Consider the following 20,750-nt stretch of genomic DNA (forward strand, 5'->3'; position numbering starts at 1 on the left):
TAGTTAAAGACCCTCCTTATATGAAATAGCCGTGTGTTAAACTTCATAATCTGTTTGTATGGAAATAGAGCAGAGTAAATCTCCTATTTGGTTAAAGTTTGCTAAAGTATCGCTTGATATGTTTTGTGCCTTAGATGAAAATGGCACTTTCATTCATGTTAATGAGGCAAGTAAAGGTTTGTTAGGGTATGACCCAGAAGCGTTAATTGGTCGCTCTTTTCGGGAATTTATACACCCTGACTTTATCCAGGTAACGGAGCAAATTATTGTGAAGATTCTGCAAGGTTCTACCCCAACTAATTTTGAGAATTATTACTATCATAAAAATAGAGAGACCATACCCATTCTCTGGTCAGCAAAATGGTCCGAAGAAGACCAACTGATGTTTTGTGTTGCCCGCAATCTAAAGGAACAGAAGAAAAACAAGCTTAAACTAGAAGAAAGTGAAGAGCGGTATAGAGCTTTTTTTGAGAATAGTCCTGATATTATATACCTGGAAAATAGCTCGGGTTTAGTTACCGAGGTAAATCAAAATTTTTATAAAGAATTTGAATTGGCGCAAGAGGACGTTATCAACCATCCTGCTTCATCCTTCCTGCCGGCTAATATGGTTTCTGTTTCTGAGTTGTCTTTGCAGGAAGCATTAAGAGGCAGCACGATGAGGTGCGATTTACAGATTCAGACGAAAAACAAAGGGCAAAGAATATTCGATACCATCAAATTTCCGATAAAGGTAAAAGGGGAAATTATTGCCGTACAAACCATCATGAAAGAGATAACGCCTATGGTGGAGGCTTATCAAACTATTCAGCAACAAGCAACCAAATTAAACACCATTTTTGAAAGCATTACAGATGCCTTTTTTACTTTAGATACCAACTGGAATTTTACTTACATCAATGCTGAATTCGATGCTATTTTAAAAACGGATCGGACTCAAATAATTGGTAAGAATATCTGGAATATCTTTACCGATGAGGTCGGAAAAATTTTTTACCAACAATACCATTTAGCTGCAGTTACGGGTAAAGCAGTTCATTTTGAAGCTTTTTACGCCAAGTGTAATTTGTGGATAGAGGTGAAGGCTTTTCCTTCATCCGAAGGACTATCGGTCTATTTTAATGATATTACCGAACGGACTAAAATAAAAAAAGAAAACGAAAAGCTTTCTTTAGTTGCTAGCAGAACCACCAACAGTGTAATAATTACCGGTGCTCAAGGTTTTATCGAGTGGGTAAATGATAGCTTTGTGAAAATAACAGGCTATACATTGCAGGAAGTAATTGGCAAAAAACCTGGAGAAGTTTTACAAGGTCCCGAAACAGAATTAGAAACCGTAAAAAGAGTTAGGCAAAAGTTAAGGGAGAAAAAACCGTTTACTGAAGAAATTTTAAATTATAAAAAATCAGGAGAGAAGTTTTGGATGTTCCTGGAAATAACTCCTGTTTTAGACGAGCAGGGTGAAGTAACGCAATTTGTTGCTATTCAAAATAATATAACCAAAAGAAAAAAGGAAGGAGAAGAGCTCGCTAAACTATCTCTGGTTGCCAGTAAAACCAATAATAGTGTGCTGATTGTAGATAAAGATTGGGAGATACAATGGGTAAATGAGGGTTTTACCAGGTTATTTGGGTATAGTTTACCAGAAGTTTTAGGTAAGCGCCCACATGATATTTTGAGTAACTCTAAAACAGATGAATCAAAGTATCACACGCTTACGCCCAAGTTAATGCGGGGTGAACCGATATCTTTTGAAATTTTAAATGTTAAAAAAGATGGAGAAGAAATATGGGTTAATGTGGATATTACTTCTATTTTTCAGGAAGGTAATATTATTAAAAATTTTATTATTGTTCAAACAGATATTACCGCATTAAAGAATTCTCAAATAGAATTATCTGTATTGTCTCAAGACCTCTATCGGAAAAATAGTGACCTGCAACAGTTTACCTACATTGTTTCCCATAATTTACGAGCACCTGTAGCCAATGCCATGGGTATAACAGATGCTTTAACCAAACTGGAAAAAGACAATGAACTATACAATATTTACTTATCTAATTTAACTATTTCCATAAAGCAGTTAGACAATGTTTTATGGGATATGAATACTATTCTGGGTATTCGGGGAAAGAGTGATACGCTAGAACTGGAAAAAGTAGAAGTTATTACTATCATCAACCAGGTGGTTTCATTTTACCAGGATACATTTACCAGAATTAATGCCACGTTAGCGCTGGACGTAGAAGAAGGGATCATGGTAATAGCTAATAAAGCTTATTTGTATTCTGTGTTATATAATCTTTTTTCGAATGCTATAAAATACAAAGCAGATGACCGGAACCTGCAAATGCAAGTGTTGGTGCACAGTACAGTAGGCAAAGGTGAAAAAGTGGCGGTTTTTACCATTTCCGATAATGGTTCTGGGTTTGATATGAAAAGGGCTAAAAACCAGGTGTTTAATCTGTACAAACGGTTTCATAACAAACAAGAAGGCAGGGGGATTGGTTTGTTTTTAACCAAAACACACATTGAAGCAATGGGTGGTACCATAGAAGTAGAAAGTCAAAAGGGAATAGGTACAACTTTTAAATTTTATTTAAAGCAATAAATAATTAAACGGTACAGACCTATTATAAAGGTGTATATTATTAAAAAGACAGAAGTAAAAGAAAGAAAAGAGTGGTAAAATATTAAGAGAATTGTCCATGGTCAGGCTTTCATATCAAAAGTTGTGAGGGTTTGCTAATCACCAAATTTCCTGCTTGTTAATAAAAACTACTTTTATGGCCGGACTTATATTTTTTACTTATTGACTTAAATATCAGGAAAGAACTATATTTTTGCTTGTTCGTAATGGTAGCCTGACACTTGCATCAAAGGGAGGAAATATTACCTGTTAAATATAATTTTTAAGGTTTAGTTTCAAATAATATAAATTATATAGTTTCGACTATTTGATTTAAACATGTAGAAGGACGACTCTACTGGGCACTTTTTTACGCAGGCATTTATTTCATGAATAATATTTCACCAGCCAATCCGGAACCAACTATTTCGGGTGAAGCCTTATCTTTTATTAAAATTTTTGAAGCACAAGCTAATTTGGCGCTGGTGCTTTCACCTGATCTGTTGATATTGGCAGCTACTAATGCCTATCTTCAGGAAACGTATATGGTTAGGGAAGAAATAACAGGCAAATATTTATTTGATATTTTTCCTGATAACCCGGCTGCCGAGACCTCCTTCGCCAGAAATCTAAATGCTTCATTACAAAAAGTATTAGCTACCGGTATAAACGATAACATAGGAATTATCCAGTACGATATACCTGATCCGAATAATCCTGGTGCGTTTTTAGAGCGGTATTGGACTACTTTAAATACGCCGGTTTTTAATGACCGAAATGAAATAGTCTGTATTATCCACGAAACAGTTAATGTAACCGAAAGAGAAAAAGCCCAGCAGCAGCTTAAGGAAAGTCAGGAACGGGAGCAGCTGGCCATGGCCCAGGCCGAACAGCAACGCATGCGGCTGGAACGCTTATTTGAGCAAGCGCCGGCCGCTTTGGCTATCCTGGAAGGTCCAGACCTGGTGTTTAAAGTCATCAATAGCTCTTACCAGCAATTGTTCCCGGGCCGGGAATTAATGAATCTGCCTTTATTTGAGGCATTACCGGAGCTAAAAGACTCGCAGGTTTACAATATTATTTATAATGTGTACAATACCGGTGAAACTTTTGAAGGCAAAGAAGTGCTGATTCCGGTAGCCAGATTTGAGAATCAGGTACCGGAGGATATTTATTGGAATTTTATTTACCAAGCCGTCTATGATAAGGAAGGAAAAGTAAATGGTATTTTAATTTTTGCGCTGGATGTAACCGAATTTTTTTTAGCCAGGCGGCAGGTAGAGCAAAACGCCGAGGCCTTACGTTTGCTAAACCAGGAGCTGGAAAAAAGGGTAGAGGAAAGAACAAAGGAGTTAAAAATTGCGCAGGCAGAAACCAACCGGCAATGGCAGCAACTGGAATACCTGATTATGTATGCTCCTTCTGCCATTTGTATTCTGGACGGACCAGAATTAACGTTCCAACTGATTAACCCGGTTTACCAACAGATTTTTCCGGGCCGTGATCTACTAAATAAACCTTTGTTAGAGGCGCTACCGGAGCTACAAGATACCCCTATACCCGGTCTTTTACAGCATGTATACCAAACCGGCGAAATGTATGTAGCCCAGGACTTACCGCTGATGATGGCCCGGCACGAAGGGGAGCCCCTGGAAGAAATTTACTGGTCCTTTACCTATTTAGCCAGACGAAAAAGTAATGGCGATATTAATGGTGTTATGGTTTTTGCCCATGAAGTTACCAATCAGGTAAATGCGCGCAAATCTATTGAGGCCAATGCCAAGCAATTGCAGTTAATTACCGATTCTTTGCCCGTACTTATTGGTTACGTGGATCGGGAAGAATATTACCGGTTTGCCAACCGGGCCTATGAAGGCTGGTTCTCCATAAAATTAGAAGATGTAATAGGTAAAAAGGTTCCTGAGGTATTGGGGGGAAAAGCCTACCAGAATGTTAAAAAATACATGGACCAAGCCCTGGCTGGGGAAAGGGTAAATTTTGAATCGGCCATGCCTTATCGGGAGGACCTGAAGAAATTTATAAGTGCTACTTTTGTTCCGGATGTACAGGAAGGCAATGTTGTAGGTTTTTATACGTTGGTTACCGATGTTTCCGATCAGGTAATAGCCCGCCAGGAGGTAGAGCAAAGTATTCAGGAAATTCAGGATATGGCCAAAGAGCTGGCTCAAGCTAATGAATATTTACGCATGGCCAATGACCAGCTTACCCACACGAACATAGATCTGGATAATTTTATTTATACGGCATCGCATGATTTAAAAGCACCTATAACCAATATAGAGATGCTAGTAGAAGAACTGCTGATTGAACTACCCGGAGAAACCCTGGATGTAGGCGTAACAGCTCAAATCATTAGACTTATTCGGGATGCTATAGACAGGTTTAAGAAAACGATATTTAACCTTACCGAAATTTCTAAGCTGCAAAAAGGTAATGCTACTGATGCCACATTGGTAAATGTAGCTGAAATTGTAAAGGATGTGCAGTTAGATTTAAAGCAACATATAGCTGCTGCAGATGTCCAGGTAAATACTTCTTTTGACACGCATCTGCTCTTTTCGTTCTCCCAAAAGAATTTGCGGAGTATTATTTATAATTTAATTTCCAACGCTATTAAGTACCGGTCTCCGGAGCGCAAATCACTGGTTCAGGTGCGGTTTTATGAAGAACAGGAATTTTTAGTTCTTTCAGTTCGGGATAATGGGTTGGGTTTAAGCCCTAATAACTTGAATAAACTGTTTTCTATGTTCCGTCGCTTCCATGACCATGTAGAAGGAACCGGAGTTGGTTTGTACATGGTAAAACGCATAGTAGATAATGCCGGCGGCAAAATAGAAGTAGAGAGCGAGCCAGGTAAAGGATCAGTATTCCGGGTATACTTCAAAAAAGCTGATTATTTGTAATTAACAACGGGTAAAGGTTTAACCCCAAACCAAGGCTAACTTTTAAACAAGTTAGTTAAAACTTCCTGTTTAGTTTTATCAAAAGAATTTAATTAAAAATAGCTGCCTCCATTCCTTTTTTAAGATTGCTGAAAAAGCTGATTCAGTAGTGGGTTTTATTTCTGAGAATAATCTCCAGTTGTTTATTTATGTTAAATAACTGAAGATAGATTTTAGCTGTTGCTTTTTAATCTTTCTCATCTGCTTCCAGGCAAAACAATAATACTTCCTACACTTGCTGCACCTATTTTATTAGCCTTACCCCATTACAAAATTGTCTAGGCTTGCAATTCTTTAAATAACTCATTTCATGGTATGCCTATATTTTTATAACTACCATATTTAATAATTTAGAATGTAGCAAAATACTAGTTACTCCTAATTAGTCTATACGAACATATAATCTTAGTATAATTAATAATAGAAAGTAGGTGGGACGTTGTATTTGAAGAATGAAGCTGTAGTTCATTAAATAAATAGGGGATTGCTTTGAAATCGCTATAAATCTTTATTTGATACATGAAAAATAAGGAGGTAGAAATAAAATTTTGCTATTTTAAAAAAAATATTGTTATTATTAGTTCGTATTCAGTTAACCTTTTATTCTGTTAGAAATAGTGTAAAACAAATAAGGGGTTAAGATAGTTGAACACCCTTACCAATAACAATATGAAGAAGGTTAACCCGTATCTCATTTCTGCTAACAGAAGAAAATTTATCAAATTGCTTTCCGGTGGCTGGGCAACTACCATGGCTTATCCTTTAATGGGAGGCATTTCTTCTAATAATAGTTTACCAGAAGCACCTGCTTTAAGAGGTTATAAAGGGGTGCCAGATGAGAGGTATTGGGAAGCAGTGAAGAAACAGTTTGCTGTACCGAATGATAAAATTATGGTGAATGCAGCCAATCTTTGTCCAAGTCCGGCCGGTATTGGTAATCAGATCCTGACTTCATTAAGAAGTTTAGAAAAAGATGTGTCGTTTCAGAACCGGACGCAGTTTGAAGAAAAACGGAAATTAGCTTTGGAGTTGCTGGCTAGTTATTTAAAAGTAAGTAAAGAGGAGATAGGCATAACCCGGAATACGAGCGAAGGCAATAATATTATTGTGAACGGCCTGGACCTGAAGCCCGGAGATGAAGTTATTACCTGGGAGCAGAATCATCCGACGAACGGTACAGCCTGGGAGCAAAGAGCAAAAAGATACGGCTTCACCGTAAAGAAAATAGCGGTTCCGGATCAGCCTGCTTCTATAAAAGAATTAGTGATTCCTTTTGCCGAAGCCATTACACCCAAAACAAAAATTATAACTTTTTCCCATATTTCTAACTCCAGCGGGTTGGCGCTACCAGCACGCGACATTTGCCTATTGGCCAGATCAAAAAATATTTTAACCCTGGTAGATGGGGCGCAGTCTTTTGGATCTATGGATTTAGATTTAAAGGATATGGGGTGTGATTTTTATACCGGCAGTACCCATAAATGGCTGATGGGGCCGGTAGAAAGCGGGGTGTTATATGTAAATAAAGCCCAAATGGAAAAAGTATGGCCGAATATAATTAGTGCCGGCTGGAAAGAAACGTATAAAACCGTAGACGAAAAATATTGTGTTTTGGGGCAGCATAATGATCTGACTGTTTCCGCCATACCGGCTATCCTGGAGTTTCATGAAAAAATAGGCAAACAGCTTATTCAGAATCGGGTACAACAATTAGGCAGTTATTTAAAAGAACAGCTTAAAGCCAAAGTGCCTAATACGGTTATGGTTACACCGGCTTTGCCGGAAGCAAGTGGCGGGATAATGGTTTTTACATTGCCTAACCTGAATAATGCAGAAATTTACCAGAAATTGTATAGCCATTATGGCATAGCAGGAGCACCTACCGGGGGGATCCGGTTATCGCCGCACATATACAATACTAAACAGGATATCGATAAAATCATTTCTGCCCTGGTTACCCTAGCGGCTTAAACCAAATTTGACTTTTTGCTAGGTATGTAGCTTATAGCCAATTAGTTAAGTAAATTTTAAAACCTGAATTAGTTAATGAACAAGATTATAATCCTTTTATTACTGCCCTTCCAGTTAGTTGCTCAGGCTTTTACTAAAAAAGAAATTGAGGGCTGGGAGCAAAGAGCTCAAAAAGTGTCCATCATCCGGGATAATTATGGTATTCCACATATTTATGGCAACTCCGATGCAGATGCTGTTTTTGGGTTACTTTTTGCGCAATGCGAAGATGATTTTAAGCGGGTAGAAATGAACTACATTGAAAAGCTGGGGCGCATGGCAGAAGTAAAAGGTGAAACAGAGTTGTATAATGATTTGCTGATAAAATTATTAATTGATTCTACGGAGGCGGTGGCAGACTACAATAAAGCGGAGCCCTGGTTAAAAAAACTGCTGAACGCCTATGCTGACGGGATAAATTATTACCTACATAAAAACCCGCAGGTAAAACCTGCTTTGTTGCACCGGTTTAAGCCCTGGTACCCGCTGCTCTGGACCGATGGTAGCATTGGCGCCATTAGTACAGCTGATATCACCATAAATGAATTGAAAAGCTTTTATTCAGGCTCCAACGATTTTACTGGTTATGCCCCTCCTAAAAGGGCTGAGTTACCAAGTGGCTCCAATGGGTTTGCCTTTGCACCTGCTGTAACTGAATCGGGAAATGCTATATTGTATATCAACCCGCACGTTACCTTTTATTTCCGGCCGGAAGTGCAGGTGCAAAGCCAGGAAGGCCTAAATGCTTACGGTGCCGTTACCTGGGGGCAATTTTTCGTGTATCAGGGCTTTAACGAGTATTGTGGCTGGATGCATACTTCCAGTGCTGTGGATGTAGCCGATACGTACGAAGAAAAAATTGTACAGAAGGAGAAGAAGCTTTTTTATGAATATAACAATGCCCTGAAGCCGGTCCGGCAGAAACAGATCAGCATCCGTTACCTGGATGGCAAGGAGCTTAAAACTAAAACCTTTACTTCCCTATACACCCACCATGGCCCCATCATGGCAAAAAGGAATGGTAAATTCATTAGCCTTAAATCCTATAACCGGTCCATGACAAGTTTAATTCAGAGCTGGCAGCGGACTAAAGCCAAAGGTTTAGACGACTATAAAAAGGTAATGGAGCTAAAAGCCAATACTTCTAACAATACGGTATTTGCTGATAATAAAGGCAATATTGCTTATTGGCACGGTAACTTTATCCCCAAGCGCAACAAAAATTTGGATTGGTCGAAGCCCGTGGATGGCACCAGGACCGAAACCGAATGGCAGGGTTTACATCCGGTAAAGGAAACCGTCCATATAATAAACCCGGCAAACGGCTGGGTTCAGAATTGCAATTCCACCCCATTTACGGCCGCTGGTGCCAATAGCCCTAAAAAAGCCGATTACCCCCCGTATATGGCACCCGATGGCGAAAATTTCAGAGGAATAAATGCGGTGAATGTTTTACAAAAACAAAACCGGTTTACTTTGGATAAAGTAATTGCTGCCGGCTACGATACACATTTGGCCGCTTTTGATGTGTTGGTGCCAGCACTGGTTAAAGCATTTGAAGAAAATAAATCAGACCAAACATACCAGTTATTAACTGAACCTATACAGTTACTGGCTGGCTGGGATAGAAACTCTTCTGAAAACTCCGTGGCTACTACTTTAGCTGTTGAATGGGCCCAAAAACTAAGCCCGGCTATTCGCACGGTGTACATAGAACAGGGAGAAGCCGACCAGGTAGAGAAAACCAAACAATTTGCCAAAACGGCTTCGGCCGAACAACTACTAAGCCCCATGCTGGCTGTCTTGCAGGAACTGCAAACTAAACTTGGTAAATGGCAGGTTGCTTGGGGTGAAATAAACAGATACCAGCGCTTAACCGCAAACCTGGACCAGCAGTATGATGATGCCAAACCCAGCTTGCCGAGCGGCTTTGCCGCATCAACCTGGGGCGCTTTACCATCATTTGTTAGTAGAACTTATCCGGGCACTACTAAACGGTATGGCTACAACGGCAATAGCTTTGTTTGCGCCGTAGAATTTGGTAGCAGAATAAAAGCTAAATCCTTAATGGCAGGCGGCAATAGCAGCAATCCTGATTCTAAACATTTCAATGACCAGGCGCTGATGTATACCAAAGGCGAATTTAAAGAGGTATTATTTTACAAGGAGGATGTGCTGAAGCACGCAGAAAGGACTTACCATCCTGGAAAATAAAGTTTAAGGACCAGCAAAATGCCCAAATACTTATTGTTAATTGTCCGAAACAGGCATCTTAAATATTCTATTACCCATAGCTTACGGCCAATTTTGCTGCGCATTGACTGTATCAAGTATAAACTGGAGGTAAATTAAAATGCTACCGGGGCATAATTGAGGTAAAATAAACTTTATATTAACTTAAATAACTTTCTTGGCTTTAGACATTATTTAACCTTGGCGGGATAATTTATAATAAATATATTGGAATCTTATAAATGGATTAGAATAATCGGAATAGACAATTTGCTAAAATTACTGTCATATTTCTTCCATCCAAAGGTGTAATAACCGGAACACGTTCCGTTTAGGTAGTAGTTGCCAGTAATTAAAATGATAAAAAAGGCTTTCTTATTAATATTTGCTTTTACCACCTCAATTGCCTATTCTCAATGTATAGACGCTGATAAAATCGTTTATGGAGGGAACTTCGATTCTCATCATTACACCTACTTCTGCCCAAGGTACCAGTTTTCCTTTGACGGTGACACATCAAAAATCTGGAATATTCTAGATCCGATTGACATAAGGAAAGTAGCAAAAAGTATATTCCCGATAAAAGAGAAGGTCGAAAATCAAATAAAGGGCTACTCAGGTGAGTCCTTTTTCTCTAGAATGAAATTCAGTTCCGTTGAGATTGTCTTTCCAGACAGTATAGCCAAGTTTGAAGATAGGGTTCCAGGGGTTAATATGAAGAAGTGCAAGAGCAAATACTATTTCTATTATACTTTCAACCCAGATTCTTTAGCTACTTACAATATAGGGTTGGCAGTTGATGAAGAGGGAAATATAGTCTCGCCATTCAACTTTCCATCAAAAGGAGATTATCAAACAATTGATCCTTCCCTAACTGTATGCAAAGTGATTGAAATAGCAAAAAGAATAAATAATAAGATTTTACCAATCGAAGAAGTAAAGTTTGACTACGATAAAAAAGAAAGGCGTTTTTACTGGCTTGTTTCCCAAGAGATTAAGAATGTGAAAGAAGGAATAAATTTATTTAACCAAGTAGTTATTGACGCAGCTGAACCGAAAAAGCAAAATCTCAGAAAGGAAAGGCTAGTATTGTATTCTAAAAAATAACTCCTGGCAATACCATGTATACAAAACCCTTGCTTCGCTACAGGCTTTGCATACACGCGGCCCGTTAGCCACAATTGAAATGAAGAAAATCTTCTTTTACATATTTGTTTTTATTGGCCTGTTCAGTACCACAAAATTAATTTTTGACTTGTGGAAAAAACAATCAGACGCTTCCAAGTATTTAAAAAACTGCGAAAAAGTTTCTACCGGAATGACTTTGAGAGAAGCTAAAGAAATAATGGGAGATTATGAATATTATGAACGGAAAAATAGAAGTGAGATTTGGACTTACTTTACCAATGATTCAGTAAAAACTTACTATCTGACTTATCCTGCTCCATTTGCAGCATCTACTGGAACAGAAATATATTTCAACCCAGGTACGCAAATAGTAACAAGAGTGGTCTGTGGCGAATAAAAAACAACAGTGGCTAACCACGTGTAAACATAATGCGTCGGCCGAGGCCTCGCCCGCCTCATGTACAAACCATTACAAATCAGGCCAAAACTACTTAACGGAAAAATATTACAATATGTCAATTACATGTGAATCTGAATTAATGGCAATGAAAAAGGTAAGTGACGTTGTGGCTTACACTTTGAAAGAAATGAGGAACTTTGCTAAACCAGGTATAACGACCAAGGAATTGGACGAATTTGGTGCAAATATCCTGAATAGTTTTGGGGCAAAATCCGCACCTTACCAGACCTACAAATTTCCCGGGTGGACTTGTATAAGCGTTGATAACGAATTTTGCCATGGGATTCCTTCCAATAATAGAATATTAAAAGAAGGTGACTTAATAAATATTGATGTATCAGCGGAACTTGATGGATATTGGTCCGATAACGGTGGTTCCTTTGTACTGGGGCAAGATAAAAATAACCACCAAAAATTGGTTAACGCATCCAAAGAAATATTAGAGAAAGCAATTGCCAACATAAAAGGAGGTATTCTTATTTCTGAAATTGGATATTTAATTGAAACAGAAGCAAAAAAGCGTGGATACAAGGTAATAAAAAATCTTACGGGACACGAAATTGGCAGAAGCTTGCACGAAGAGCCATCAGAAATTGCCAATTTTAAGGATAGATTTAATTTCAAAAGATTCAAAAAGAATTCGGTAGTTGCAGTGGAAACTTTTATTTCCACAACATCTACTTATGCTGAAACCTTAAATGATGGTTGGACAATGGTAGGGAATAAAGGGGGCTTCATGGCACAACATGAGCATACTATTGTTGTAACAGATGGACAACCGATTATCCTGACTGAAAAGAATGGGATTTTTGATTAAATACAATTAAAACAATATTGAAGCACTAACATTGTAAATAAAAGTTTATTAGTATTTCAGGCTTCTTCCTTGAAAACAACTCAATTAAAAGAAAAAGAAGAGAAAATTGGTTGCAATTTTATAATCAAATTTGCCTCTGCCCAGAGGCGCCAAACTAAGTTTTAAACTTCCCACTTATTTTACTTTAACCCTGCTATTGCGGGACACCAAATAAACTGTTCGCTACAAATCATCCCAATAGTTATTCAATCCTTTGCTAAAAACAACCAAATTAGTTTAGTATCAACATGGGTACTAACAATTAACTATTGTTAATGTCGGACGTTTAACAAATTCCGCCACCGAAGCAAGTCCTGAATGTGGTGGATTCCCGGCAAATGACCGGTTGCATTTTTATTCTCTACGCACTGGGTGGTGGGCTTGCCTGCTAGCCCCAAACTACGAAACTATGAAAGGATTTACATTTACCAAAGGTGATTTTTTTGGAGGACTTACAGCCGGTATTGTGGCACTACCGCTTGCACTTGCGTTTGGACTTCAGTCAGGGTTAGGCGCTGCTGCAGGTCTTTATGGCGCAATTATTCTGGGATTGTTTTCCGCACTTCTGGGTGGTACCTATACCCAAATAAGCGGCCCTACCGGCCCGATGACTGTTGTTGCAACTGCTGCCATTGCAGGTTTTATCCAAATTGGCGGAAGTCTTGAAAACGTAATTGGGGCTATCATCGCCACTTTCCTACTCGCCGGTATTATACAGGCGCTTATGGGCGTAGTAAGACTTGGCGAATTGATTCGCTTTATTCCCTACCCGGTAATTTCGGGCTTTATGAGTGGTATTGGGGTGATCATTATCCTGCTGCAGCTTTTCCCGGCTATAGGCCAGCCATCACCACCCACCACTTTTGAGGTGGTCCGACAGATTGGGCCTGCATTTTCAGATATCAACGTTTGGGCATTGCTTTATGCAATACTGACGGTAGTGATTGTTTACCTGTTTCCCCGTATTACGAAAACAGTTCCGGGTACGCTGGTAGCACTTGTTGGTGTAACTATTTTGTCTGTTGTGCTTCAGAAAGACGTCGAAGTGATCGGTACCATCCCTTCGGGGCTTCCTGAAATGCAAATTGGTAGCATTTTTACAATTGATGCCAATTTTTACGGACAAATAATTCGCGTAGCCATTACATTGGCTGCATTGGGTGCCATCGATTCCTTGCTTACGTCGGTTGTAGCTGATAACGTGACCAAGACGCGGCACGACAGTAACCGTGAACTGATTGGGCAAGGCATAGGCAATTCGGTTGCCGGAATTTTTGGTGGGTTACCCGGTGCCGGCGCCACTATGCGCACGCTAGTTAATATTCGGTCGGGCGGAACGTCAAGGTGGTCGGGCATTATCCATGCGGCTACCCTTGCGGTTATTCTGTTGGCTATCGGCTCTTATGCGGCTTTAATTCCTAAGGCAGTATTGGCAGGCTTACTCATTACAGTAGGTATTGGAATTCTCGATACCCGTGGAATCAAACATATTCGGGTGGTTCCGCGCACCGATGCAGCTATTATGATTGTGGTGTTACTGGTAACTGTTTTCTTGGATTTGCTTACAGCAGTAGGGGTAGGAATGGTGATGGCGGCGCTTTTCTTCATGAAAAAGATGAGTGATGCTATTGGCGAGCGGACTCGGATAGAACCACTGGCCACGTACGATAATGGACTGCACTGGCAAAACAGGAACATGCCAGTTGAGTTAGAAGGAAATGTTCTGGTTAAGCACATCGAGGGGCCTTTATTTTTTGGTTTTGCATCTGGGTTACAAAAGATGGCAGAAGGAGTAGTTGATGTAAGCCACGCTGTTTTCCGTATGGAGGAAGTTCCTTTTATTGACCAGACAGGATTATACTCCCTGCAGGAAACGCTGCTGACCATGAAAGAAAGGAAAATCAAAGTGGTTCTGACGGGTCTTTTAAAACAGCCGGAGAAAATGCTGAGGGATGGCGGCATAATCCCAGAATTAATCCCTGAAAAAGATGTCTGCCCTACATTTTCAGCTGCTGTTGACTGCATTGTAGACGAACTTAGGAAAAAGGAAAGGCCTGTAACTTCCATAGATTAGGCACGGCCATAAATAAATATTTCTCTTCGCTACCTCTGAGAGACAGAAAATTAAAACTGAAGATCAGTAGCAGAAGGAACCGAAATCAATTACACTTCTCCTGGCGCTGTTGTACGCCGGGCCAGGAGAAAAATAAATGCCTGATCTGCCTCAAAGCAATTTAGAACTTTCTGAAAAAATTCATTATAATTAAAGGCTGCCCTATTTGTATGGGATAATAAGCACAACCCGCTCCTAATTTTTTAAAGCACCTGTGCTGGTTACTCTTAAGGTAATAATGAGAAATACGATTTTTGCTCTATTAACTTTATTGAAAGTTTTAACCATACTTAATGGAATAGGGATAGTTTTCTGGTTCATATTTAAAGAACTTGTAAAACAGGAACAGGATTGGAAAACAAAAAATTTAAAATATTTCTTTTGGACAGTTGGAATTGTAATAGTTTTGTCACTCGTTGATTTTTTTATTATTTATTTAGTGGCTCCTGAATAATAGGATCAATCAAGGTTTGAAATGAAGGCGATCTGTATAGCAGTTTTATAAGGGAGCTTATTTTTTGTTCAGTTTTATTAAGATTCGGAACAGGTAAATAACCTTAACTACTCCAAAAAGACACAAACATAAGTTTTTGCCGTCCCTTACACGAGGCTGTTATGAGTAAAGCGAATAAACTGATTTATGCTTTTTCATTGATTATGATAACTAAACTTGGCAGTTACTTCTTACTAATTATCTTTTTATTTGTAAGCTTCGGCTGCGATAAAAAAGAAGAAGTTACCTGCATTATGGATTGTATGGAAACATACCTGGAACAAAATAAAATGGTCAGTTACAAAGGAGGAGAAATTGGCTGTAAGAACTTTGTAAGTTTGTACCAATACCAAAACAAGCAATACTTTGTATTAGGAAATCATTGTGCTGATATCGCAAGTAACCCTATTGATTGTAATGGTAAAACAGTGTGTGGAAGTGGGAATGAGCTGGTATGCAATGAGTTATTTAAAAATGCAAAATATATTGGGATAGTAGGAATTGAGCAATAATTAATTCCGAAAATTAAAAGCAACATTGCATAAACGAACCAATCCCTTTGATGCAATAATATTTAAAAAACATGATTAAAGGTTGGACAGGGGTAGAGTCATTAACCATTTCAAGAAGAATACCATTTCTTTGGGCCATAATCTCATTTGTAGTTTATTTTTCTTCAGTTGTAGCAGGCACAATCATTCAAAAAGCTTTAGGGTTGAAGCTTCAAATGGGGTGGGGACAGCATATAATAAGTAGTATAGTTATACTAATTTTTGCCAGCTTTTTTGAAAAACCAAAAGAATTAATGGGATTATTAATCCCTAAAAATAGAGAATGGATTTTGATGTCTATGGTCACAGCCTTATTTGTAATAACTGTTTCTGTAATTGCGAGAATGATGGGAGATGAGCCTGCTGAACTTGGCAGCCTGGAGTACTACCTGTATGAGGCCACCATGCCTGGATTAGGTGAAGAACTAGGATTAAGAGGATTGGTATTCGGTTTTATGCTATACTACGCGAAACAACATAATATCTCAAGCAAAGGGATTTGGCTTTTAATAATTTTACAGGCCTTGCCTTTTGGCGTCCTGCATATTCTTCAATCGTCGGGAATGGAGGCAGTTTTAATCTTTACATCTACCTCAATTGCAGCAGTCGCATTAGCATGGTTGAGGGCTAAAACAGGTTCTGTCTTACCGTGTATTGTTGCTCATAATATTATTAATGTTTGTGGCAGTTTTATTTACTACCTTCTTATGAAATAAAATTGCCTGTCCCTAACAAAAGCTTTAATGCAAAAACACCTATAGCCAAACCGTTGTAACTAATATAAAATGAAAAGAATCCATTTGTTTGAATTTGAAGATTTACCATGGTTTCCGGATTGGCTTAGAATTAGTGTTACGAGGCTCATTGTGGTGATGCATCAATTGTTAGGGACAACTAAGGAATTAGCAAATTTGGTGAATAAAGCCATCAGCTATTCAAGCATACCTACTATTATTGATCTATGTTCAGGCAGTGGAGGTGCTATGCTAGCTGTCGCTGAAAATTTAAAAAAGGAATACCATTTAAAGGATTTAACCCTTACTTTAACAGATTTATACCCTAATAGAGAACTAGCCAACCAAATAAATCAGCAAGGAAGATCGGATATATTTTATGAAACTAATTCAATAGATGCAGCAAACGTGCCTTCCCATTTAATAGGTTTACGGACAATGATATGTTGTTTTCATCACATGAAACCCGACATGGCAAGAAAAATTTTAAAAGATACAAAAGAACGGAAACAACCTATTTGTATTTTTGAAATAAGCGATAATAGTTTGCCAACCTTTTTGTGGTGGATTGCCTTGCCTTTGAATATATTTATGGCACTTCTTATTACTCCTTTTGTAAGGCCATTGACGTGGAAGCAAATTGTATTTACCTACCTGATACCAATTATACCAATATTGTTTGCCTGGGATGGAGCAGTTTCCAATGTCCGAACGTACACTTTAAAGGATTTAGACCTATTGCTTGAAGGATTGCATTCTGACGAATACAGATGGGAAAAGGGAATAATTACAGGCAAAGCTAAAAAATTATATCTCCTAGGTTATCCAGTAGTAAATTAATAATATTAACAACAACAACACTTTTAGGGTTTAAAGTTCTTTTTACCTGAGAGCCTTAGCGGTTTATAAAAATTGAATTCAACAATTAGAGGTTATTTTAAATTTATCAAGTAAGGGCGAAAAGAAAGTTCATGAAAAAAATTGTTATAGGAATGGCTTTACTTTTCTTGGTACGAGAAGGTGCATGGGCGCAACAAGTTAATTCTTTACCACAATTAACCCGTGAAGCCTATTTGAGAAAAAGCGAGAATCAAAAACAAGGTTCGGTACTACTGGTGGTGCTTGGCTGTACCATAGGCTTAGTGGGAGGCTTAGTAAGTGTAGTGAGCTCAGCAGGAGGAGGGACTTCCGGGCCTCCATTCCCCATAGTACCAGTTGCCCTTGGTGCTGGTTGTATAGCAGGTGGTGTTGCTTTATCCAAGGCGTCTGCCAGAAACAAACAAAAGGCCTTAGATGCTTCCGCTCATTTTAATTTTTTAAGTATTCCTACTTTTCGATATACCGGACCAAGCAAGTCCTTTTTGCCTGCTATTTCTTTACAGTTTACTTTAAATTAATATTTATCGCACTGTGATTTCTCCGAATAAACATACCTGCAAATTTCTTAAGCACTTTTTAGCCAGAACTCGTTAGGTGGATTTGGTTACTGAATATACAATTTTTAAAATGCACCTATCCCAAAATGTCGTTGCTGCGAGAAAGAAAAAAGGGCTTACACAGGAGGAGTTAGCTGAAATCACCAACCTTACTGTACGGACAATCCAACGAATAGAAAGTGGTGAATCCACTCCGCGACCTTTTACTTTAAAAGCCATTGCCGCTGCCCTTGATATTAATTTTGAGGACCTACAAACAGCTGAACCAAATCCAATTGATACTGCCACCATATTAGAAATTGATCAATTAAGCTACAAGCAGGAAGAAGCGATTAATTTTCTGCAACTTCTTTGTCTTTCCTGCTTTAGTTACCTGATTTTGCCTTTTGTACATTTTATCCTACCTATTTACCTGCTGAAGAAAAGAAAAGAGCAAAATCTGAAAATCCTGGTATTTGCCAGAAAAGTAATCAGGGTTCAGGTTTATTGGGTAATTGCGCTAAACCTGCTGCTTTTGGGTACCCTGCTCTATAATATTTTGAGCAAGGTTTATTTTGGTAAATCTATTCAGGTTAATTACTTGTTTCCTTTTTTTGTGATGTACGGGTTAAATGCACTTATTATTTCTTTTACCCTTATTCGCAGTAAAAATGAGGTTTTCTTCTAAAAAGGCCTTTTATACAATTGAATAATTAAGAATGTCAGGTTAATGTCGCATAAACGACGACTCAGATAAGTGCCTGTTTGAATAGGTTTGCATGGAAATAATACGAGACAACCCATGACAACTTTAGTGAAAAAGGCTTTTCTGATAATCCTTCTTGTAACAGGTCTTATTAAAACAACAGGCAATGCCCAGGCACTGGCAACTCTTCCGGAAAATCAGTTAATTTTTCCCTCAAAAACTTATACCATAAATTTTCAGTGGCAGGGGGATTCCATGCAAACCGAATGGGAACCGCATGCCGCCCTGTTACTGCCTGTAAAACTACCCAACTGCCCCAAGCAATTTTACATGCAATTTGATTTGGGATCGCCTTACTCTATGTTTTATAGCTCCAAATTAAAAGAGGTTAGCACTGAATTTCCCCATGCCATACCACTAGTGGATACCGCCACTATTATGAAAAACTACACCTTTACTGTTGGCAGGATGCCGGTTTTTGCCAAGGAGATACAGGTCAGGCAAATGGGAGGCCTAAAAGCTAGTAGGCATGCAGCGGATGAAAAAACAATTATTGGAACCATAGGCGCGGACTTCATAGACGGCAGAGTAATGGTAATCGATTACCCCAAACAAGAAATTACCTCTGCATCAGAGCTTCCGGCTAACGTACTATTAACTCAATTAACTGATTTTATTTATATGGGCAGAAGCGTTTTATTACCAGCAACGGTAAGAGGGAAAAAAACAATGCTTTTCTTTGATACAGGTTCAAGTGCTTTTGAATTATTAACCGATAAAAAGACCTATAGCCTGCTGGCATCCCCACTGGGTATACCAAAACAATATCAGGTTAAATCCTGGCAAAATACTTTAGAAGCCCATACAACCGCAACATCAGATAGCTTGGAGATGGCTTTCCGGCATATACCAATAAACAGGGTAACCTATATAGAAGGGGCCAGCAATGCACAGGTACAACAGATGGTGCAAATGGGTATAGGTGGCATGACTGGCAATAAGCTTTTCTTAAACTACCGGCTTTTACTGGATACCAAGAACAAGAAGTTTGGTATTTTGAATTCTTTAAAAACCCGTCAGGTAAAAAAGCAAATATTTATTCAACAGAGCTTAAATAATAAACCTTGAATTGTTCAGTAATTAACTTTCATATTTTTAACAGCAGCAACTAAATAATGGTAGATACATAAATAAATGCTTATTTATAAAAACTGCTCACCCTTAAAGGCTATAAATGTAATTGATTTTGAATGTAAGCTTGTAATTTTAGTAAGGGCTTGAAACATAAAGCTTTTCCTTAAACCATAGAGGAACTCCAACCGTTTAAATTTTAGCGTCCATGACCTGCTTCTTTTAAATTGGACGAAACATTTTTAACATACAAGCTATGAATGAAAAGGATCCAATTGAGAACCCGCTGGAAAGGTTAAAAACTGCTGCAACGGGCATGATGAGTAATATTAAAACACAGACGGTTGGGGAAGCAGGCGAGCAGTCCACGCCTTCCTATGTTGACATGGATACTATTCATGCCCTCACCAAAGACTGGCCGGCCATGTCAAAAAAATCTGTGGAGCAGATGGTGCAGAAATATGGTCCGCCTAACGAAGCTATTCCCAGCCGGTTGATTTGGTATAACAACGGCGCCTGGAAACGGACTATTGTTTACCGGGATGAGATACCACACAACTTCCCGCAGCCTCATTCTGATACTCTTGAGCAGGTAATAGACTATCAAGTACCCATTGAAATGTTTACGGAACTGGCCAGGTTTGATGGTAGTGTAATAGTAGAACGCACGAAAGGAGAAGTATCAGCCCGATGTGACATGGAGGCCGCCAATATTCTTGCTCTTAACCTCATGCACGAAATTGTAATGGGAAAGTTAACCGCTGAACAGGCAAGAGAAAAGTATTCAGAGCAAACAGCCGCTTTTGTAATGAACCGTCCTGCGCCCTATGCAGAGAAGCTGCAATTTGAAGTCCCTAAAGGTGATACCATGGACACAGACCATGTAACCATCGGTGACAATATGGTAAACCAGGCAAAGGAAAAATTCAAAGATATAACAGGAACACAGGAGGTTTAACTACTCCTAGATAAAGTAAAAAGCCACAAATTTCTATGCCTGTGGTTTTTTTGTTTATTAAAAAGTTGGTAACTATTTTATGGCACCTGTGCCTGTTAAATAGTTACCAAAAATAAAAGCATTTTATGATAATAAAGAATCATAAAGCAGGTGGTTATCCAAATAAAAATTTAATAAAGGGTTAAGTTACAACTCGAAAAAAGGTAAATTCTGCAAGAATCCTTGTGCTGGAAGTTAGTATAAAATATAAGTAGGACAGCTGTCGGTAAAGCGATGAAATACCTTTTTTTACTAAAAAAGTTAGGTTTTTAACCAATTAAAATCAGAAAGAAGTAGTGGCGGATTAATTATTATTCTGTAAATTTCTACTC

At 38.6% G+C, this 20,750-nt stretch carries 16 protein-coding genes; all 16 read left to right on the plus strand.

Annotated elements, in window-relative coordinates; translation table 11 throughout:
- The first annotated feature begins 58 nt into the window (after positions 1-58).
- The 16 genes from ADHAQ_RS0119655 to ADHAQ_RS26400 all read left to right on the plus strand — a co-directional run bounded on the left by ADHAQ_RS0119655 (position 59) and on the right by ADHAQ_RS26400 (position 20,379).
- The gene (locus ADHAQ_RS0119655) at positions 59-2,611 is read left to right on the plus strand and encodes a PAS domain-containing sensor histidine kinase (protein ID WP_026464395.1); all 2,553 of its coding nucleotides are present in this window, start codon (positions 59-61) and stop codon (positions 2,609-2,611) included.
- Positions 2,612-3,018: 407 nt separating this feature from the next.
- Positions 3,019-5,553: a PAS domain-containing sensor histidine kinase gene (locus ADHAQ_RS0119660; protein WP_034256937.1), complete on the plus strand. Its 2,535-nt coding sequence runs from the start codon at positions 3,019-3,021 to the stop codon at positions 5,551-5,553.
- 708 nt (positions 5,554-6,261) lie between these two features.
- Complete coding sequence (locus ADHAQ_RS0119665; protein ID WP_026464397.1) at positions 6,262-7,563, plus strand: aminotransferase class V-fold PLP-dependent enzyme; 1,302 nt, start codon at positions 6,262-6,264, stop codon at positions 7,561-7,563.
- A gap of 75 nt (positions 7,564-7,638) precedes the next feature.
- Positions 7,639-9,816, plus strand: coding sequence for a penicillin acylase family protein (locus ADHAQ_RS0119670; protein WP_026464398.1), 2,178 nt, complete (start codon positions 7,639-7,641; stop codon positions 9,814-9,816).
- Between the two features lie 375 nt (positions 9,817-10,191).
- A complete protein-coding gene (locus tag ADHAQ_RS0119675; protein WP_157433467.1) occupies positions 10,192-10,941 on the plus strand; it encodes a hypothetical protein in 750 nt (249 codons plus the stop codon).
- 79 nt (positions 10,942-11,020) lie between these two features.
- Positions 11,021-11,359, plus strand: coding sequence for a hypothetical protein (locus tag ADHAQ_RS0119680; protein ID WP_026464400.1), 339 nt, complete (start codon positions 11,021-11,023; stop codon positions 11,357-11,359).
- A 115-nt stretch (positions 11,360-11,474) separates the two neighbouring features.
- Positions 11,475-12,239: a type I methionyl aminopeptidase gene (gene map, locus ADHAQ_RS0119685; protein ID WP_026464401.1), complete on the plus strand. Its 765-nt coding sequence runs from the start codon at positions 11,475-11,477 to the stop codon at positions 12,237-12,239.
- Positions 12,240-12,624: 385 nt separating this feature from the next.
- Entirely contained in the window at positions 12,625-14,352 is a 1,728-nt protein-coding gene (locus ADHAQ_RS26390) for a SulP family inorganic anion transporter (protein WP_211240598.1), read from the plus strand.
- A 277-nt stretch (positions 14,353-14,629) separates the two neighbouring features.
- Positions 14,630-14,845, plus strand: coding sequence for a hypothetical protein (locus ADHAQ_RS0119695; protein WP_026464402.1), 216 nt, complete (start codon positions 14,630-14,632; stop codon positions 14,843-14,845).
- A gap of 161 nt (positions 14,846-15,006) precedes the next feature.
- The gene (locus ADHAQ_RS0119700) at positions 15,007-15,396 is read left to right on the plus strand and encodes a hypothetical protein (RefSeq protein WP_157433468.1); all 390 of its coding nucleotides are present in this window, start codon (positions 15,007-15,009) and stop codon (positions 15,394-15,396) included.
- A gap of 71 nt (positions 15,397-15,467) precedes the next feature.
- Complete coding sequence (locus ADHAQ_RS0119705) at positions 15,468-16,151, plus strand: CPBP family intramembrane glutamic endopeptidase (RefSeq protein ID WP_026464404.1); 684 nt, start codon at positions 15,468-15,470, stop codon at positions 16,149-16,151.
- Positions 16,152-16,220: 69 nt separating this feature from the next.
- Entirely contained in the window at positions 16,221-17,009 is a 789-nt protein-coding gene (locus tag ADHAQ_RS0119710; protein ID WP_026464405.1) for a hypothetical protein, read from the plus strand.
- A gap of 131 nt (positions 17,010-17,140) precedes the next feature.
- Positions 17,141-17,566, plus strand: coding sequence for a hypothetical protein (locus ADHAQ_RS0119715; RefSeq protein WP_026464406.1), 426 nt, complete (start codon positions 17,141-17,143; stop codon positions 17,564-17,566).
- 109 nt (positions 17,567-17,675) lie between these two features.
- Positions 17,676-18,272, plus strand: a complete 597-nt coding sequence (locus ADHAQ_RS27390; protein ID WP_084524045.1) for a helix-turn-helix domain-containing protein — start codon at positions 17,676-17,678, stop codon at positions 18,270-18,272.
- A 114-nt stretch (positions 18,273-18,386) separates the two neighbouring features.
- Positions 18,387-19,418, plus strand: a complete 1,032-nt coding sequence (locus ADHAQ_RS0119725) for a hypothetical protein (protein WP_026464407.1) — start codon at positions 18,387-18,389, stop codon at positions 19,416-19,418.
- 259 nt (positions 19,419-19,677) lie between these two features.
- On the plus strand, positions 19,678-20,379 hold the full coding sequence (locus ADHAQ_RS26400) for a hypothetical protein (protein WP_211240599.1): 702 nt from the start codon (positions 19,678-19,680) through the stop codon (positions 20,377-20,379).
- The last annotated feature ends 371 nt before the right edge of the window (positions 20,380-20,750 follow it).

Origin of the sequence: Adhaeribacter aquaticus DSM 16391, from assembly GCF_000473365.1 — a bacterium.
Classification (GTDB): Bacteria; Bacteroidota; Bacteroidia; order Cytophagales; family Hymenobacteraceae; genus Adhaeribacter; species Adhaeribacter aquaticus.